This window comes from Ornithinimicrobium avium, from assembly GCF_003351765.1.
Taxonomy (GTDB): domain Bacteria; phylum Actinomycetota; class Actinomycetes; order Actinomycetales; family Dermatophilaceae; genus Ornithinicoccus; species Ornithinicoccus avius.
Map to the genome: position 1 here is coordinate 3,114,654 of NZ_CP031229.1, position 14,068 is coordinate 3,128,721.

17 protein-coding genes and 1 pseudogene are annotated in these 14,068 nt (G+C 69.7%); 11 read left to right on the forward strand and 7 right to left on the reverse strand.

Annotated elements, in window-relative coordinates:
• Positions 1 to 121 precede the first annotated feature (121 nt).
• Both DV701_RS14155 and DV701_RS14160 read left to right on the forward strand, forming a co-directional pair.
• Positions 122 to 730 carry a hypothetical protein gene (locus DV701_RS14155; protein WP_162803054.1) on the forward strand — a complete coding sequence of 203 codons (609 nt, stop codon included), beginning with the start codon at positions 122 to 124 and terminating at the stop codon, positions 728 to 730.
• A 15-nt stretch (positions 731 to 745) separates the two neighbouring features.
• Positions 746 to 1,318 carry a DUF5063 domain-containing protein gene (locus tag DV701_RS14160; RefSeq protein WP_202863546.1) on the forward strand — a complete coding sequence of 191 codons (573 nt, stop codon included), beginning with the start codon at positions 746 to 748 and terminating at the stop codon, positions 1,316 to 1,318.
• A 52-nt stretch (positions 1,319 to 1,370) separates the two neighbouring features.
• On the opposite strand, the gene DV701_RS14165 is transcribed toward DV701_RS14160, so the two are convergent.
• The 4 genes from DV701_RS14165 to DV701_RS14180 all read right to left on the reverse strand — a co-directional run bounded on the left by DV701_RS14165 (position 1,371) and on the right by DV701_RS14180 (position 4,423).
• Positions 1,371 to 2,777 carry a sodium:proton antiporter gene (locus tag DV701_RS14165; protein ID WP_114929168.1) on the reverse strand — a complete coding sequence of 469 codons (1,407 nt, stop codon included), beginning with the start codon at positions 2,775 to 2,777 and terminating at the stop codon, positions 1,371 to 1,373.
• Positions 2,778 to 2,890: 113 nt separating this feature from the next.
• On the reverse strand, positions 2,891 to 3,517 hold the full coding sequence (locus tag DV701_RS14170; protein ID WP_114929169.1) for a superoxide dismutase: 627 nt from the start codon (positions 3,515 to 3,517) through the stop codon (positions 2,891 to 2,893).
• A gap of 214 nt (positions 3,518 to 3,731) precedes the next feature.
• Entirely contained in the window at positions 3,732 to 3,995 is a 264-nt protein-coding gene (locus DV701_RS14175; RefSeq protein ID WP_202863731.1) for a metal-sensitive transcriptional regulator, read from the reverse strand.
• Positions 3,996 to 4,021: 26 nt separating this feature from the next.
• Entirely contained in the window at positions 4,022 to 4,423 is a 402-nt protein-coding gene (locus tag DV701_RS14180; RefSeq protein ID WP_114929171.1) for a DUF302 domain-containing protein, read from the reverse strand.
• A gap of 123 nt (positions 4,424 to 4,546) precedes the next feature.
• Here DV701_RS14180 and DV701_RS18320 point away from each other — a divergent pair, with 123 nt between their 5' ends.
• Positions 4,547 to 4,765, forward strand: coding sequence for a hypothetical protein (locus tag DV701_RS18320; RefSeq protein ID WP_162802725.1), 219 nt, complete (start codon positions 4,547 to 4,549; stop codon positions 4,763 to 4,765).
• Positions 4,765 to 6,171: an MBL fold metallo-hydrolase gene (locus tag DV701_RS14185; protein ID WP_114929172.1), complete on the forward strand. Its 1,407-nt coding sequence runs from the start codon at positions 4,765 to 4,767 to the stop codon at positions 6,169 to 6,171. The genes DV701_RS18320 and DV701_RS14185 overlap by 1 nt, the downstream gene beginning before the upstream one ends.
• 697 nt (positions 6,172 to 6,868) lie before the next feature.
• Here the strand turns inward: DV701_RS14185 and DV701_RS14190 are convergent.
• Complete coding sequence (locus tag DV701_RS14190) at positions 6,869 to 8,155, reverse strand: IS256 family transposase (protein WP_114929173.1); 1,287 nt, start codon at positions 8,153 to 8,155, stop codon at positions 6,869 to 6,871.
• A gap of 219 nt (positions 8,156 to 8,374) precedes the next feature.
• On the opposite strand from DV701_RS14190, the gene DV701_RS14195 reads away from it, so the two are divergent.
• The 6 genes and pseudogenes from DV701_RS14195 to DV701_RS19390 form a co-directional block, all read left to right on the forward strand.
• A complete protein-coding gene (locus tag DV701_RS14195) occupies positions 8,375 to 8,731 on the forward strand; it encodes a hypothetical protein (RefSeq protein WP_114929174.1) in 357 nt (118 codons plus the stop codon).
• Positions 8,732 to 9,028: 297 nt separating this feature from the next.
• On the forward strand, positions 9,029 to 9,562 hold the full coding sequence (locus DV701_RS14200) for a tyrosine-type recombinase/integrase (RefSeq protein ID WP_114929175.1): 534 nt from the start codon (positions 9,029 to 9,031) through the stop codon (positions 9,560 to 9,562).
• Positions 9,563 to 9,642: 80 nt separating this feature from the next.
• Positions 9,643 to 10,140 carry a helix-turn-helix domain-containing protein gene (locus tag DV701_RS14205; protein WP_114929176.1) on the forward strand — a complete coding sequence of 166 codons (498 nt, stop codon included), beginning with the start codon at positions 9,643 to 9,645 and terminating at the stop codon, positions 10,138 to 10,140.
• 199 nt (positions 10,141 to 10,339) lie between these two features.
• Complete coding sequence (locus tag DV701_RS14210) at positions 10,340 to 10,588, forward strand: type II toxin-antitoxin system Phd/YefM family antitoxin (RefSeq protein ID WP_114929177.1); 249 nt, start codon at positions 10,340 to 10,342, stop codon at positions 10,586 to 10,588.
• Positions 10,585 to 10,989, forward strand: a complete 405-nt coding sequence (locus DV701_RS14215) for a type II toxin-antitoxin system VapC family toxin (RefSeq protein WP_114929178.1) — start codon at positions 10,585 to 10,587, stop codon at positions 10,987 to 10,989. Before DV701_RS14210 ends, DV701_RS14215 begins: the two co-directional genes overlap by 4 nt.
• Positions 10,990 to 11,259: 270 nt before the next feature.
• A pseudogene (locus DV701_RS19390) lies at positions 11,260 to 11,580 on the forward strand (IS110 family transposase); the annotation flags it as partial.
• Positions 11,581 to 11,760: 180 nt separating this feature from the next.
• On the opposite strand, the gene DV701_RS14225 reads toward DV701_RS19390, so the two are convergent.
• Positions 11,761 to 12,528: a HEAT repeat domain-containing protein gene (locus tag DV701_RS14225; protein ID WP_114929180.1), complete on the reverse strand. Its 768-nt coding sequence runs from the start codon at positions 12,526 to 12,528 to the stop codon at positions 11,761 to 11,763.
• 87 nt (positions 12,529 to 12,615) lie between these two features.
• Between DV701_RS14225 and DV701_RS14230 the strand changes: the two genes are divergently transcribed.
• Positions 12,616 to 13,326, forward strand: a complete 711-nt coding sequence (locus DV701_RS14230) for a hypothetical protein (protein WP_162803055.1) — start codon at positions 12,616 to 12,618, stop codon at positions 13,324 to 13,326.
• Between the two features lie 5 nt (positions 13,327 to 13,331).
• On the opposite strand, the gene DV701_RS14235 is transcribed toward DV701_RS14230, so the two are convergent.
• Positions 13,332 to 14,066: a TetR/AcrR family transcriptional regulator gene (locus DV701_RS14235; protein WP_162803056.1), complete on the reverse strand. Its 735-nt coding sequence runs from the start codon at positions 14,064 to 14,066 to the stop codon at positions 13,332 to 13,334.
• Between the last annotated feature and the right edge of the window lie 2 nt (positions 14,067 to 14,068).

The following is a 14,068-nucleotide window of genomic DNA, read 5'->3' on the forward strand; positions in this document are numbered from 1 at the left end:
TGCGGCACGGCGTCCTCCGTGAGGACGACACCGGACGGACGACGCGAGGTCGGTCCTGGTACCGACGACACGGACGCCGGACGTCCCTAGCGTCGAGGGCGTCCGTTCGAAGGAGGACCTCATGACCACCGTCCCAGCCGGCCGACCCCGTCCGACGCCGACAGCCCTGGCGGACGCCGCGGTGCGCCGGAGGGGTCAGGGGCTCCTCCATGTCGGCGTCGCCGTGGGCGTCGTCGGGGCCATTACCGAGGCCGCGGTCCTCGCTGTGGCCACGAACACCGCGGACGGGCCCTACCGGTACGCCGCGGACTACTGGCTCACGGCGAGCGGCCTGCCGGTCGCCGTGGGCGCGGTCCTCGTCCTCGCCGGTGTCCGTCTCGTCCAGGACCGGCGTGACGGCCGGCTCGGTCAGGTCGGGCTGGGGCTCGTCGGCGTCACGATGGCCGCGCTGTGCGCGGTCCTCCTGGCGAGCCTGTTCGCCGGCCAGGACGTGCAGGGCGGCCCGACGTATGTCGCGTCCACCGCGCTCAGCTGGGTCGGCGTCGCTCTCTGCTCGGCCGGATCCTGGCGCGTGGGGATGGTGCCGCGCTGGCTGCTCGTGGTCTGGCCGGTGGTGTGGGCGGTGGGGTCGTTCTTCGCCGTCAGCGTCTCGCCCCTGCTCCTCGCCGCGCTCTACGTCACGCTGCTCGTGGTGGTGCGGTCGTCACCGGTGTCGCCGGAGGCCGGCTGAGCCTAGTGTGGGGGCATGGACACGATCGTCGACGAGGGCTGGGACGAGCTCGCCCGGGAGATGCAGCACGAGGTGTCGGCCTACGTGACCGCGCTGCGGGAGGTGACCTCGGGGGAGGTGCCAGAGGCGGCGCTGCCGGTGCTGCTCCTCGCCGTGGGTCAGCTCTGCGGTGCGGGTGCCCGCCTCGGGGCGCTCGTCGACGTGGTCCCGGAGGAGCGCTTCGAGCCCGACCCCGGCCCCGACGCGGACCTGGACGGTCTGCACGAGCGGCTCCTCGAGCTGCTCGGCGGGGTGGACACCTACTGCGACCTGGAGGACCCCGTCCTGTCCGCCGAGGTGGCCAGCGGCTCCCTGTCGGCCGACCTCGTGGCGATCGCCGACGACCTGCACCACGGCGCGCTGCACTACGAGGCCGGCCACCGGACCGAGGCCATGTGGTGGTGGCAGTTCAGCTACCTGTCGTCGTGGGGCGAGCGGGCCGCGGCCGCGCTGAGGGTCCTTCTCGCGCTGCTCGCGCACGTCCGCCTCGACGCCGAGGAGGAGGACGTCATGGAGGCCGAGATGGCGGCCCTCCACGGGGTCGACTGATCGGGCCCTCCTCGGACGCGGTCGTGCAGCCGGGGCGCCGCTCGCGGCAGCGCTAGCTCGCGTCCTCGACGCGCGTCTCCTGCCGCGGCTTCATCACCAGGCTGCGCAGGGCACGCAGCAGGAGCAGCCCGGTGAGCACCCAGCCGGCGATCTGCGCCCAGCCGACACCACTGATGAAGATCAGCGACATCGCCACGAGCACCGGCACCAGGTAGCGGAACGCCAGAACCACGTAGCCCCCGAACGACGGCATGGTCACGCCGGCCGAGTCGGCGACCGCCTTGACCATGAAGTTCGGCCCGTTGCCGATGTAGGTGACCGCGCCGAAGAACACCGCGCCGAGACTGATCGAGACCAGGAACGGCTCCCACACCTCCGCGACGGAGGGTTCGCCCCCCAGCTGCTGGGCCATCTCGAAGAACGTCAGGTAGGTCGGTGCGTTGTCCAGCACCGCGGAGAGCCCACCGGTGAAGTAGAAGAACGTCAACCGGTTCAGCGGCAGCTCGGGAGCCACCTGGGCCAGGTAGCGCAGCGCCGGGATCATCGTCAGGAAGATGCCGATGAAGATCGCGGCAACCTCCTGGATCGGTCCCCAGGTGAAGCGGTTGTCGCGGAAGCGCGCGGTGCGCGGACCGGTGAAGAAGGAGGCCATGGACACCGAGAGCATGATGATTTCGCGCCAGGGGATCCACTGGTACCAGGTCGCGTGACCCTCCTCGATCGCCTGCACGTCGACGCTGGGGGCGAAGGCGACCGACAGCACGATCATCGCCAGGTAGAGGAAGTGGATGGCGCCGTGGACGCGCAGCGGCTCGACCCGGGTGGTGTCCCGCTGACGGGCTTCCTTCGGCTCGCTGCGCCACAGCCGGTGGTCCAGCCCGTAGTAGGTGGCCAGCAGGACCAGGTTGACGAAGAGCCACTCCGGGAAGAGGTTGAAGGTCCAGGTGAACGGGACGCCGCGCAGCATGCCGAGGAAGAGCGGCGGGTCGCCCAGCGGCGTGAGCAGCCCGCCGGTATTGGCCACGATGAAGATCGTGAAGACCACGGTGTGCACACGATGGACCCGCTCGGCGTTGGTGTTGAGCAGCGGGCGGATGAGCAGCATCGCCGCACCCGTCGTGCCGATGAACGAGGCCAGCACCGACCCGACCGCCAGGAAGGCCGTGTTGACCCTCGGCGTCGCCCGGATGTCACCGGCGAGAAAGATGCCGCCGGAGACCACGAACAGCGCGAGCAGGAGCATGATGAACTGGCCGTACTCGACGAGGGCATGCACCACGGCCTGGCCCTCGCTGGCCGCCAGGAACCAGATCGCGACCGGCAGGCCGAGCAGCAGGGAGACCTGGAGCTGGACGCGCTGACGCTCCCACAGCTCCCTGGTCGCGGGGACGAGCGGTGCGACGGCAATCGTCGCGAGCATGATGGCGAAGGGGATGACGCCCCACCACTGCACCTGCATGACCTGGCCTTCCGCGTCGGGTCCTTCGGAGTGCGGCTCAGACTATCCCCAGACGCGCCGACGGGGCGGAAGGGCTCACGCCCTCCGCCCCGTCGGAACGGCAGATCTCGTGCTCAGGCGGGGACGATGAGCCCCGCGGTGCCGGTGCGCGCAGCCTGGAAGCGCTTGGTCACGTCCGCCCAGTTGACGACGTTCCACCAGGCCTTGACGTAGTCGGCCTTGACGTTCTTGTACTGCAGGTAGAAGGCGTGCTCCCACATGTCGAGCATGAGCAGCGGGGTCTGTCCGATCGGCACGTTGCCCTGCTGGTCCCAGAGCTGGAAGACGCGCATGCCCTGGGCGATGGAGTCCCAGGACAGCACGGCCCAGCCGGACCCCTGGATGGTGGTGCCGGCCGCCTCGAACTGACCCTTGAAGCCGTCGAAGGAGCCGAAGTGCTCGTCGATGGCTGCGGCCAGCTCGCCGTCGGGACGGTCGCCGCCCTCGGGGGACATGTTCTGCCAGAAGACCGAGTGGTTGGTGTGGCCGCCCAGGTTGAAGGCCAGGTTCTTCTCCAGCATCGGCACCGTGCCGAAGTCGCCGGACTCGCGCGCCGCGGCCAGCTTCTCCAGCGCCGCGTTGGCGCCGTCGACGTAGGCCTTGTGGTGCTTGCTGTGGTGCAGCTCCATGATCTCGCCGCTGATGTGCGGCTCGAGCGCGCCGTAGTCGTAGGCGAGGTCGGGAAGGGTGTAGGTGCTCACGGCAATTCTCTCCTCTGACGTGGTGGAAATGCGGGCTCCTTGCACTATAGACGGGCAGGTATGACGTCGCGCCGCTAGTCGGTCGCGCAGATCACCTGGGGTGGGCACAGTGTCTGGTGCCTGACGGGTCAGGCTGTGCTGTCTGCTGACTGACGTCTCCTCCTCGTCGGACGTGTTGCGCAAGCGCAGGCCTCAGCTGGCGGTGGGGGCGGGGTCAGGCGAGCGTCATGAAGAGCTTCTCCATGGCCGCCTGGTCCTCGGCGGTCATCCCCTCGGAGGAGCTGAGGCACTCCCGCATGCCGGAGGACACGATGGCGAAGCCGGCGCGGTCCAGGGCCCGGTTGACCGCGGCCAGCTGGGTGACGACGTCCTTGCAGTCCCGGCCCTCCTCGATCAGCCGGATGACGCCCCCGATCTGGCCCTGGGCGCGGCGGAGGCGGTTGACGACGGGAGCCATGTCCTCGGAGTCCAGCGTGATCATGGTGATGGTCCTCTCGGTAGGTGTCAGGCGACGTCCGGCGTGCCGAGCGAGGCCAGCGCGGCGCTCAGCCGCTGCCTGGCCTCGGACGCTACGCCGGTGAGGTCGTCGTTGCTGGTCATGGTGACCATGACGTCCGGGTCCATCGCCTCGACGACGGTCGTGTCGTCGACGGCCCGGACCACGACGTTGCAGGGCAGCAGCACACCGACGGAGGGCTCGGCCCGGACCGCCGCGAGGGCGAGGGCCGGACGACAGGCCCCGAGGATGACCTGCTCGGGGATGTCGGCGCCCAGCTTGGTCCTCAGCGTGGCGGCCATGTCGATCTCGGTCAGGACGCCGAAGCCCTGGTCGACCAAGGCGTTCCTCGTCGCCTCCAGCGTGTCGGCGAACGGCCTCTTGACGGTGGTGCTCATTGCGTAGTCCATACGTGCCACTATATACCCACGGGGGTATTAGACAAACGCGCGGGAGGTCCCCCGTGCCGAGCGCGCGACCGGACTTGACGCCATACCCCCCTAGGTATTAATGTTCCTGCCCAGGATACCCCTATGGGTATCGTCGTCATCGCCCTGACCCCGGGGAGAACACACATGTGCCGTCGCACCACCTGCAGGACCTGCGGCAAGACCACCTGGGCCGGTTGCGGCCTGCACGTCGACCAGGTCATGGCCGGCGTCGCCCGCGCCGACCGCTGCGCCGGGCACACCGAGGCCGAGACGGCCGGCGGCCGCCGCTCGGTCCTCGACCGGATCCTTGGGCGCGCCTGATGCTGCTGGAGCGGATCTATGACGAGGACCTGTCGCAGGCGAGCTATGTGGTGGGTTGTCAGGGCAGCGGTGAGGCGGTGGTGGTCGATCCTCGGCGCGACGTCGGGGTCTACCTGGGTCTGGCCGAGCGGCACGGGCTGGCGATCGTGGCGGTGACCGAGACGCACGTGCACGCGGACTATCTCTCCGGCACCCGCGAGCTGGCCGCGGCGACCGGCGCGCAGGTCTATCTCTCCGGTGAGGGCGGGGCGGACTGGCAGTACGGTTTCGCGGGGAGGCGGCTGCACGACGGCGAGGCTCTCACCGTGGGGGAGGTGACCCTCACGGCGCTGCACACTCCCGGGCACACGCCCGAGCACCTGTCCTTCCTGGTCACCGACGGCGCGTTCGCGGGGGAGGCGGGCTATCTGCTCTCGGGCGACTTCGTCTTCGCCGGTGACCTGGGTCGTCCCGACCTGCTGGACGAGGCTGCCGGTGGGGTGGAGACCCGTTTCGCCGGTGCCGGGCAGGTCTTCGGTTCGTTGCGGGAGAAGTTCCTCACCCTGCCCGACCATGTCCAGGTCTTCCCCGCGCACGGTGCGGGGTCGGCGTGCGGGAAGGCGCTGGGTGCGTTGCCCTCGACGACGGTGGGCTACGAGCGGCGTTACGCGTGGTGGGCGCCCTACCTGGCGGCTGGTGACCAGGAGGGTTTCGTCGCCGAGCTGCTGGCGGGCCAGCCCGACGCGCACGCCTACTTCGCCCGGATGAAGCGGCAGAACCTGGCCGGTCCGGTCGTGCTGGGGCGGCGGGCGCCGTTGGCCGAGCTGGCGGGCGAGGCCGTGCGCGCGGACCTGGAGGCCGACCGGGTCACCTTCGTGGACACCCGGAGCGTCGGGGCGGTGCACGCGGGCACGGTGCCCGGCTCGTTGTCGGTGCCGGTGCCGGAGAGGGCCGCGACCTACGGCGCCTGGGCCTACGACCCCGAGACGGACAGCCGGCCGTTGGTCCTGCTGGCCCGCGGGCAGGACCAGGCCCAGGACCTCTGGGACCATCTGGTGCGGGTCGGCGTCGACGACGTCGTGGGCTACGTGAGCAGCCTGGAGGGGCTGCCGTTGGTGCAGCCGGGCACGGTCTGCCCGGCCGGGCTCGAGGGTATGGAGCACGCGGTGCTGCTCGACGTGCGCAACCGCAGCGAGCACGCCGCGGGCACCATCCCCGGCGCCGAGCAGCTGTCCGCGGGCAGGGTGCTGTGGCACCAGGACGAGCTGCCGGCCCGGGGGCGGATCGTGACCTTCTGCCAGAGCGGCGTGCGCAACGCGGTGGCCTCGGCGGCCCTGCGCCGGGCAGGATTCGACGTCGTCGAGCTCGAGGGCAGCTACGACGGCTGGCTGCAGGAACAGGCCCGGCGCAGCGCCGCCTCGTCCTGACACCGCCCAGAGCTGATGTAGGACACTGTTCGCAACCCCCGGGCAGAGCGGTGCCGAGCAGACGGCTAGCGCCCATGCGCATGACGCTGCTGTGTACACCCGCAACGCGGATGCTTGTGGCGGACCTGACGACCCTTTCCGGCGCCAGCCGGCCTGAACGGTCTGACGGCGGCAGAGTCGGATGCATCGCGTGGTCGCGTTCCAGTGCGGCACGAGCGCGGTCGGTCAGTGCTACGCCCTTCGGCAGGCCGGGGGCCTGAACACCCAGGAGGCAGGGGCCCGCACCGCACCACACCTGAAGTGTCAGAGGTTCCAATCCAATGGGCGAGCGGCTCCGAATACCGCTCAACCATTGAGATCGTCTCCCTGGTCGCACACCTCTAGGAGCTCATCATGCATCCACGCAGGCAGGCCTTCCTCGGCACCTCGGTCCTCGCGGTGGTCGCCACAGCGGCACTCGGGGCCGGGTCGGCCTCGGCCCACCCGCAGCCATCCGGCCAGGGTGGCGACAGGACCGTGACACTCGAAGCGGACCTGCACGAGCTCAACAGTTCGGGCGCCTCCGGCACCGCCCGGCACCGTGCGCAACCAGAAGATCCAGCACATCGAGGTAGACGCCCACGGCCTGATGCCGGACGCCCCGCACGCCCAGCACATCCATTACGGGAGCAATTGTCAAGACCTGTGGATCGGTGTGTCACGCGACGTGTTGGTGGTCTCCTGATTCCTCGGGTCGTTCTACGAGCTTGCCCTTCTCGAAGGTGGCGCCGGCGCGGACGAGGGCCACGAGGTGGGGGGCGTTGACCGCGCGCCAGCGTCGTTGCGCGGACTCGATGAGCTTGAACGCCATGGCGATGCCCGCGGCGCGCGAGCCGGGGCCCTTGGTGACCCGCTGACGGAGCCGGACGGTGGCGAAGGTTGACTCGATGGGGTTGGTCGTGCGCAGGTGCACCCAGTGCTCGTCCGGGAAGTCGTAGAACGCGAGCAGGACGTCGAGGTCGTCGGTGATCTTCGCGGCCGCCTTGGGCCACTTGGTCCCGTAGGCGGCCGCGAACGCCTGCGCCGCGGCCTGGGCGTGTTCGCGGTCCTGCGCCTGGTAGATCTCGGCCAGCGCCGCCTTGGCGTTCTTGTGCACCGACTTGGGCAGCGCGGCGAGCACGTTGCCGATCTTGTGCCACCAGCACCGCTGCTGTGCGGTCTCGGGGAAGACGTCGCGCAGCGCACGCCAGAACCCCAGCGCCCCGTCACCGACCGCCAGGACCGGGGCGGCCATGCCGCGGCGCTTGCACGAGCGCAGCAGGTCGGCCCAGGACTCGGTGGACTCGCGGTGCCCGTCCTCGAGCGCGACGAGCTCCTTGGTGCCGTCGGCGCGGACGCCGACCATGACCAGCAGGCAGACCTTGTCCTGGGTGAGGCGGACCTTGAGGTGGATCCCGTCGACCCACACGTACACGTAGTCGGTGCCGGCCAGCGACCGCTTGTTGAACGCGGCGGCCTCGGCTTGCCACTGCTCGGTCAGCCGGGTGATCGTCTTGGCCGACAGCCCCGAGGCGGTGCCGAGGAACTGGGTCAGCGCCGGGGCGAAGTCGCTGGAGGACAGGCCGTGCAGGTACAGCAACGGCAGCACCTCGGCCAGCTGCGGGCTCTTGCGGGCCCACGCGGGCAGAATCGCCGAGGCGAACCGCTTGCGCTCACCGGTGGCCTCATCCACCCGCCGGTCGTTGACCCGCGGCTGGCGCACCGGGACCGCACCAGCGGCGGTGCTCACCTCCCGCGGTTGGTGGTAGCCGTTGCGGACCACGAGCCGGTGGCCGTGCTCGTCGACCTCCTCGGCGTACCGCTCGACGTAGGCGGCGACCTCGGCCTGCAACGCCGCGGCGAGCATCTGCCGAGCACCGTCACGGACGATCTCATCCAGCAGCGACCCACCGCTCGTGGTCGCGTCGACGTTGGACTCGATGTTCTCCTGGACTACCTTGAGCATGGGCGTACCTTCCCGAGCCGGCGCTCCAACGCCGACCCCGATCAGAACTTGCATGGGCTTCAGATCTTGCTCGGGAGGTACGCCACTTGCACGTCACCCCGCCGAGGGCCATCCACAGGTTCTGATCATTGCTCCCATTACGGCGAGGACGCCCTCAACGAGTGCCCCGGGCTGGACCTGGACGCCAACGGCGACGGGCGCATCAACACCGCCGAAGGCGTGCCGGCATACGGACCAGTCGTCGTCTCGCTCACCGCCACCGGTGACACCACACCCGCCAGCTTCCTGGACGTCACCCGCTTTCCGGTCTCCCAGGGCGGCTCGTACCACTACAGCCGCGCCAACATCAACGTCACCAGGATCGCCGGCACCGGCGACACCGGCCGCGACGGAAACGCGAAGCAGATCGCCGACGCCATCCGTGATGGTGAAGGCGTTGTGGTCATCCACGGTGTGGACTACAACGGCAACGGGACATACGACTTCGACGGCGCGGGTGCCAGCGAGCTCGACGCGAGCCTGCCCGCCGAGGCGACCGACCCGGCTGTCTGCGGCGTGCTCGAGGTCGACAACTGATTTCGCCGAGTCTGACTCAGTCATGAGCGACGATGGGCCACCGTCACCACGGTGGCCCATCGTCGCGTCCACCACATGCCTCCCAGCAACTCAAGAGCGGACGCCGCCCCGCTCCGACCGGCCTAGGTCTTGCCGTGAACGCCACTGGCGTTGAGGCCCAGGCCTGGATCGGGATGGTCGTCGTTCCCGGCCAGCGCCGTGGCACGGTCAAGGCACGGCCGGGAAGTCAGAAGGGCCGCTGAGTCAGCGTTTCCGCAGGTCAACGGCCCTTTCGTGCCATGGTCGGGGTGACAGGATTTGGAGCTGCGACGCAAGGACCTGTCCGGCAACGTCGTCCATGTGACCCGCGCCGTGGTGCGCCTGCCTGGTGAGGATCCCGAGACGGTGGCGGCGCGTCGTCGACCACGGTTCGTCGTGGGTGACCCCAAGAGCGAGGCCGGCATCCGCGCCGTCACGCTGCCGTCCGCGATCATGCCCGCCATCCAGGCGCACCTGGACGCGATGAAGGACAAGCGACCGGACGCGCTGCTGTTCCATGCCAAGAGCAACCCGGCCCAGCACCTGGCCGTGTCCACTCTCAACAAGGCATGGCACCCCGCGCGGGCAGCGGCCGGGCGTCCGGACCTGCGCTGGCATGACCTGCGACACACGGGAGCGGTGTTCGCGGCGCAGGCGGGAGCGACGCTGGCTGAGCTCATGGCTCGGCTCGGCCACTCGACGCACAAGGCGGCCCTGCGCTACCAGCACGCCGCAGCGGACAGGGACGCCAGGATCGCGGAGGCGCTCTCGGCGATGGTCGAGGCCGGTTCGCCGCGTCGCGACGGCCTGTGAACGTCGCCTTGGCTTCAAGGCTGGCTGAACGCGCCCTGGTGGTTCTATTGTGTTTTTGGTGTTTGCTCTAGAGTAGAGACATGGAGAACGACACGCTGATGAAGACGGGGGCGGTCGCCGAGGCGCTCGGCGTCTCGCGTCAGCACGTCGTCAACCTGTGCGAGCGGGGCGACCTGCCTAGCATCAGGGTGGGGGCGCACCGCAGAGTCAGACGCTCTGACGTCGAGGCCCTGCTCGACGCCCAGTCGATGACGGAGGAGCAGCGCAAGCAGATGTGGATGCACCAGGCGATGCTCACCCACCTGCTCACCAGGCCGGAGGAAGTCATGGGGCTGGCGCGAGAGAACATCCGACGCTGGAGCTCCATGCATCGGGCGGACGGCCGAACGGTCGAGTACCTCCGTGAGTGGGACAGCATCCTCGCCCGGGGACTTGAACAGACGGTCGGCACGATCCTCAGCACCAGCCCCCGGGCGCGCGAGCTTCGTCAAAACTCCCCGTTCGCCGGCGTCCTGAGCCAGACCGAACGGACCCAGGCGCTGCGCACCTTCCGCGAGAAGCGCGCGCCGGCGGCATGAATCGCGAGGAGTCCTGCTCAGCCGGAGACATCACCGAGGACCCAGACGTCTTGGTCATGTGCTAGCAGGCAGTCCCGGCACCTGAGAAGAGGACGAGCGTGCGCCTCAGGCCGCGGCGTGAAGGTCGACATCGGCCCCGTCAAGAGGGCCACCGGTTTCGGCCCGAGCGGGTATGTAGCACATCGGCTACCATGAATTCATGGAAACGGTTGGGCTTCGTGAGCTGAGGCAGGACGCCTCCGGACTGCTGCGACGCGTGGAGCGAGGCGAGGAGATCATCATCACAGTGTCCGGTCGGCCCAGCGCCCGGCTCGTGCCAGCTCGGCAGAACCGTTGGCACCGCTGGGATGACGTCACGGATCTGTTCGCCGGCCCTGCTGATGCAGACTGGGAGGCTGATCGAGAACTGGTCGAGGACGCCGTTCGCGACCCCTGGGCAGAGAAGTGACCGAACAGGCGGCGGCAGACGAGCGGGGCCTGCTCGACACGAGCGTGGTGATCGCCGAGGACGTCACGCCCATCCCCGGCGTCCTGGCCATCAGCACTGTCACGCTGGCGGAGCTGCACTTCGGGGTCCTGGTTGCCAGGTCCGCCGCGGTGCGTGCCGAACGCCTGCGGCGCCTGAGCATTCTCCAACGTCGCTTTGATGCTCTACCGCTAGATGAGACAGTGGCGGCCAGTTACGGCCGCCTCGCGGCCGCAGTCGTAGAAGCCGGACGTCAACCCCGTCGACGCACGATGGACCTGTTGATCGCGGCTACCGCCCATGCGCATGACGCTGCGCTGTACACCCGCAACCCAGATGATTTCGGCGGACTCGAGGATCTGATAGATGTGCGCGTGGTCTAACCACGCGCGGCAATGTCGGACGCGCCGCAGGCTAGCGTCCTCCTGGCGGCATGGGAAGGCGTTGTAGCGCTGGGGTCTGGACGTGAGGAACGTCCTCCTGATGCGCTTGTCGGGCTTGGTATCCCATCGCCTTCAGGAGGACGTTCAATGTCTAACCGTAGTGGTGTCTCGCGTGGTGACCGGAACCGGAACGCCAGGCTGGCCCGGCTGCGCGAAGCGGTCCCGCCCACGAATGCGATCGTGGGCATCGACCTTGCCGACCGCAAGCAGATGGTCGTGGTGTGCGACCACGACTCCCGCGTCCTGGCCCGGCGCACCTTCCGGTGCAAGGCCTGGGACCTTGGCGCCGCGCTGGACTGGGCAGGCCAGCACGGGGCCCGCCACGGGTTCGCCGGCGTCACGGTCGCCTGTGAGCCGACCGGGCACCGGTGGCGGATCCTGGGCCAGCTCGCGGCTGACCGGGGCATGGCGTTCGTGTGCGTGCAGCCCACGATCTCCTCCTGGGCGCGCAAGTCCGAGGACCTGACGTTCGACAAGACCGACGACAAGGACGCCGTGCTGATCGCCCGGCTGGTCGGACAGCTGCGCTGCTACCTGCCTGAACCGGTCGATGAGACCTGGGGCCGCCTGCGGCACCTTCTCGGTCATCAGGTGACCTTCCCTGCCAGCGGTGCCGGCGTGTCAGGCCACAAACACCGTTCGGCGGACAGTCCCCGCTGCTCGTCAGCTGCGGCGTCTGTTCAGGGTCCGCGACCGGGTGGCCGTCGAGCGTCAGATGCTTGCTCTTGCGATGGCTCTGACTCTGGCATCGTGATGGTTGATGCTGGCCTGGTGCAGGGTGGCCCGGGCGGGCGGGTGGTCGGTGAGTTCGCGCAGGGCGAGGGTGGCCGCCAGCCGGACGTCGGGGTGGTCGTCGTCCAGGCGGTTGGTCAGTGCGGGGGTGGCCTCGTGCGCGGCGGGTGCGCCGATGAAGCACAGGACATCTGCGGCGTGGGAGCGCACTGTGGCTGCCTGGTGCTCCAGGGCCGCGGCGACCGTGGGCACCGCCGGGGCTCCGAACTGGCTCAGGGTGGCGGTGATCCCGTCGCGCACGGTGAGTTCTGTCGCGCCGAGGCGGTCCACCAGCAGGGGGATGACCGAGGGGTCCTTGATCCGGGCCAGCGCCCATCTGGCCTTGTCCGCGACGGCCGGGTCGGGGTCGTCGATGTGCTGCGCGACGACCGCGACCGAGCCCGGGTCGGCGACCTTGCTGAGCAGGTGAAGCGCCTGCAGGCGGATCTCGGCGTCGGGGTTGTGCAGCTGGGCTGCTGCCTCCTTGGTGGCCGCAGCCGGGGTGCGGGTGAGTACCCAGGTGAGCGTCTCGCGCACGAAGACGTCGCTCTCCTGCCACAGCAGGTCCGCGATCCGTGGAGCGAGCCGGGGGTCGGCGAGCTGGCCGAGGGCGATCGCACCCTGCTGGCGCACGTCCTTGTCCGGGTGGGTCAACGCGGACAGGGCAGGGTGAGCACCGTCGGTGGGCGCGGGTAAGTGGTGGTCCATGGGTGGGACTCTAGAGGCTCCCGTGACGTGAGGCTCAAGACCCTGGCCATGGGCTCAGGTCCTGCCCGTCGTGCCAGACTCCTGTTCGTGGAAGACGGAGGTCTTGAGACGTGGCCGGTCCTGGGTGCCTGGCGGGGGGTGCTGCTGACCGGTGCGGTGGCGGCGCTGGGGTCGGTGCTGCTGATCGTGCTGCAGGTGGTCGTCTTCGCGGTGCAACCCCCGCCGGGCACGGTCGCGGGGTTCTTCGAGCTGATGAGGGCCGACCCGGTGCTGGGGCTGGTCAGCCTTGACCTGCTCTACAGTCTCAACAACGTCCTGGTGGCGCTGATCTACCTGGCCCTGGTGGTGGTGCTGTGGGGGCGGGCCCGGTCCGCTGCCGCGGTGGTCGGTGTGCTGGTCGTGCTGGGGATGGCGGCCTACCTGGCGTCCAACCCTGCGGTGGAGATGCTGCTGCTGGCCCGCGTGCACGGGGCCGCGCCCGCCGCGGACAGGCCGGCGCTGCAGGCTGCGGGTGAGGTGCTGCTCGCGTCGTGGCGGGGGACGGCGTTCCTGACCTACTACGTCCTGAACGGGGTCGCTCTCCTGCTGGCAGGGGCCGCGCTGCTGGGCACCAGGGTCCTGGGGCGTGCGGTGGCGTGGTGGGCACTGGCGGCGGGGGTGTTGATGCTGGTCCCCTCGACGTTCGGAGTGGTCGGTTTGGTGATGTCGGTCGCCTCGCTGCTGCCCTGGTGCGTGATGTGCGTCCTGGTCGCGGTGCGGCTGCGTGGGCTGGCCGTAGCCGCCACGTCCTCGCGGTGACGGGGTCAGCCCGGGGCCAGCTGAGACAGCCGGCGCAGCAACGCCCTGAGGCCGGCGTTGAACTCCGTGGTCGTGTCCGCGCGTTCCAGGACGGGCCGTAGCTCGGTGATGGTGGGGTAGTCGTGCACATCGACCTCGCGGTCCCGCCCGGTCACCGGTGCAGCGTCGTCCTCGCTGGTTCCTTCGTCGATGCGGGCCTCGGGAGGGGCGGTGCCCTGCCCCTGGGCGGCGACCTCGAGCAGGAGGTAACCGAGCAAGAAGCTGGAGAACGCCTGGTAGGCGTGCACGGCGTCCTCTGGTGTCCATCCCTGGGCCCGCAGGGTCGCCAGCAGGTGCTCCACCACGCGCAGGCTGCGCAGCGGTGGGTGCAGCCAGGGCGCGGCGGGGTGGCGGGTCGCGACCAGCGGAAACAGCCGAGGGTGTTTCAGCGCCAGCTTACGCACCTGGGCGGCCACGTCGGTGAGGTACTCCTCCCACGGTGGTGGTTCGTTCGGAAGGTCCAGGGAGTCGGTGAGGCGGTCGACGACCGCCTCCAGCAGATCATCTCTGCCGTCCACGTGCCGGTACAACGACATCCCCTCATACCCCAGCACCGCGCCGAGGTTGCGCATCGACAGGGCTTCCACGCCGCGCTGGTCGATCAGGTCCACGGCCGCGTCGACGATGGTGTCCCGGGCCAGGGCAGGGCGGACCTCGCGGCGGCCTGAGCGCCGCGTGCGAGCACGCGTGGTGTCGACCATCG

Bases quoted from the DNA above. Each gene is read 5' to 3' on its own strand.
- DV701_RS14210 (WP_114929177.1), top strand. From the start codon at position 10,340: ATGGAAACGGTTGGGCTTCGTGAGCTGAGGCAGGACGCCTCCGGACTG.
- DV701_RS14205 (WP_114929176.1), top strand. From the start codon at position 9,643: ATGGAGAACGACACGCTGATGAAGACGGGGGCGGTCGCCGAGGCGCTC.
- DV701_RS14225 (WP_114929180.1), bottom strand. From the start codon at position 12,528: ATGGACCACCACTTACCCGCGCCCACCGACGGTGCTCACCCTGCCCTG.
- DV701_RS14235 (WP_162803056.1), bottom strand. From the start codon at position 14,066: ATGGTCGACACCACGCGTGCTCGCACGCGGCGCTCAGGCCGCCGCGAG.
- DV701_RS14185 (WP_114929172.1), top strand. From the start codon at position 4,765: ATGCTGCTGGAGCGGATCTATGACGAGGACCTGTCGCAGGCGAGCTAT.
- DV701_RS14180 (WP_114929171.1), bottom strand. From the start codon at position 4,423: ATGGACTACGCAATGAGCACCACCGTCAAGAGGCCGTTCGCCGACACG.
- DV701_RS14190 (WP_114929173.1), bottom strand. From the start codon at position 8,155: ATGCTCAAGGTAGTCCAGGAGAACATCGAGTCCAACGTCGACGCGACC.
- DV701_RS14155 (WP_162803054.1), top strand. From the start codon at position 122: ATGACCACCGTCCCAGCCGGCCGACCCCGTCCGACGCCGACAGCCCTG.
- DV701_RS14160 (WP_202863546.1), top strand. From the start codon at position 746: ATGGACACGATCGTCGACGAGGGCTGGGACGAGCTCGCCCGGGAGATG.
- DV701_RS18320 (WP_162802725.1), top strand. From the start codon at position 4,547: ATGGGTATCGTCGTCATCGCCCTGACCCCGGGGAGAACACACATGTGC.
- DV701_RS14165 (WP_114929168.1), bottom strand. From the start codon at position 2,777: ATGCAGGTGCAGTGGTGGGGCGTCATCCCCTTCGCCATCATGCTCGCG.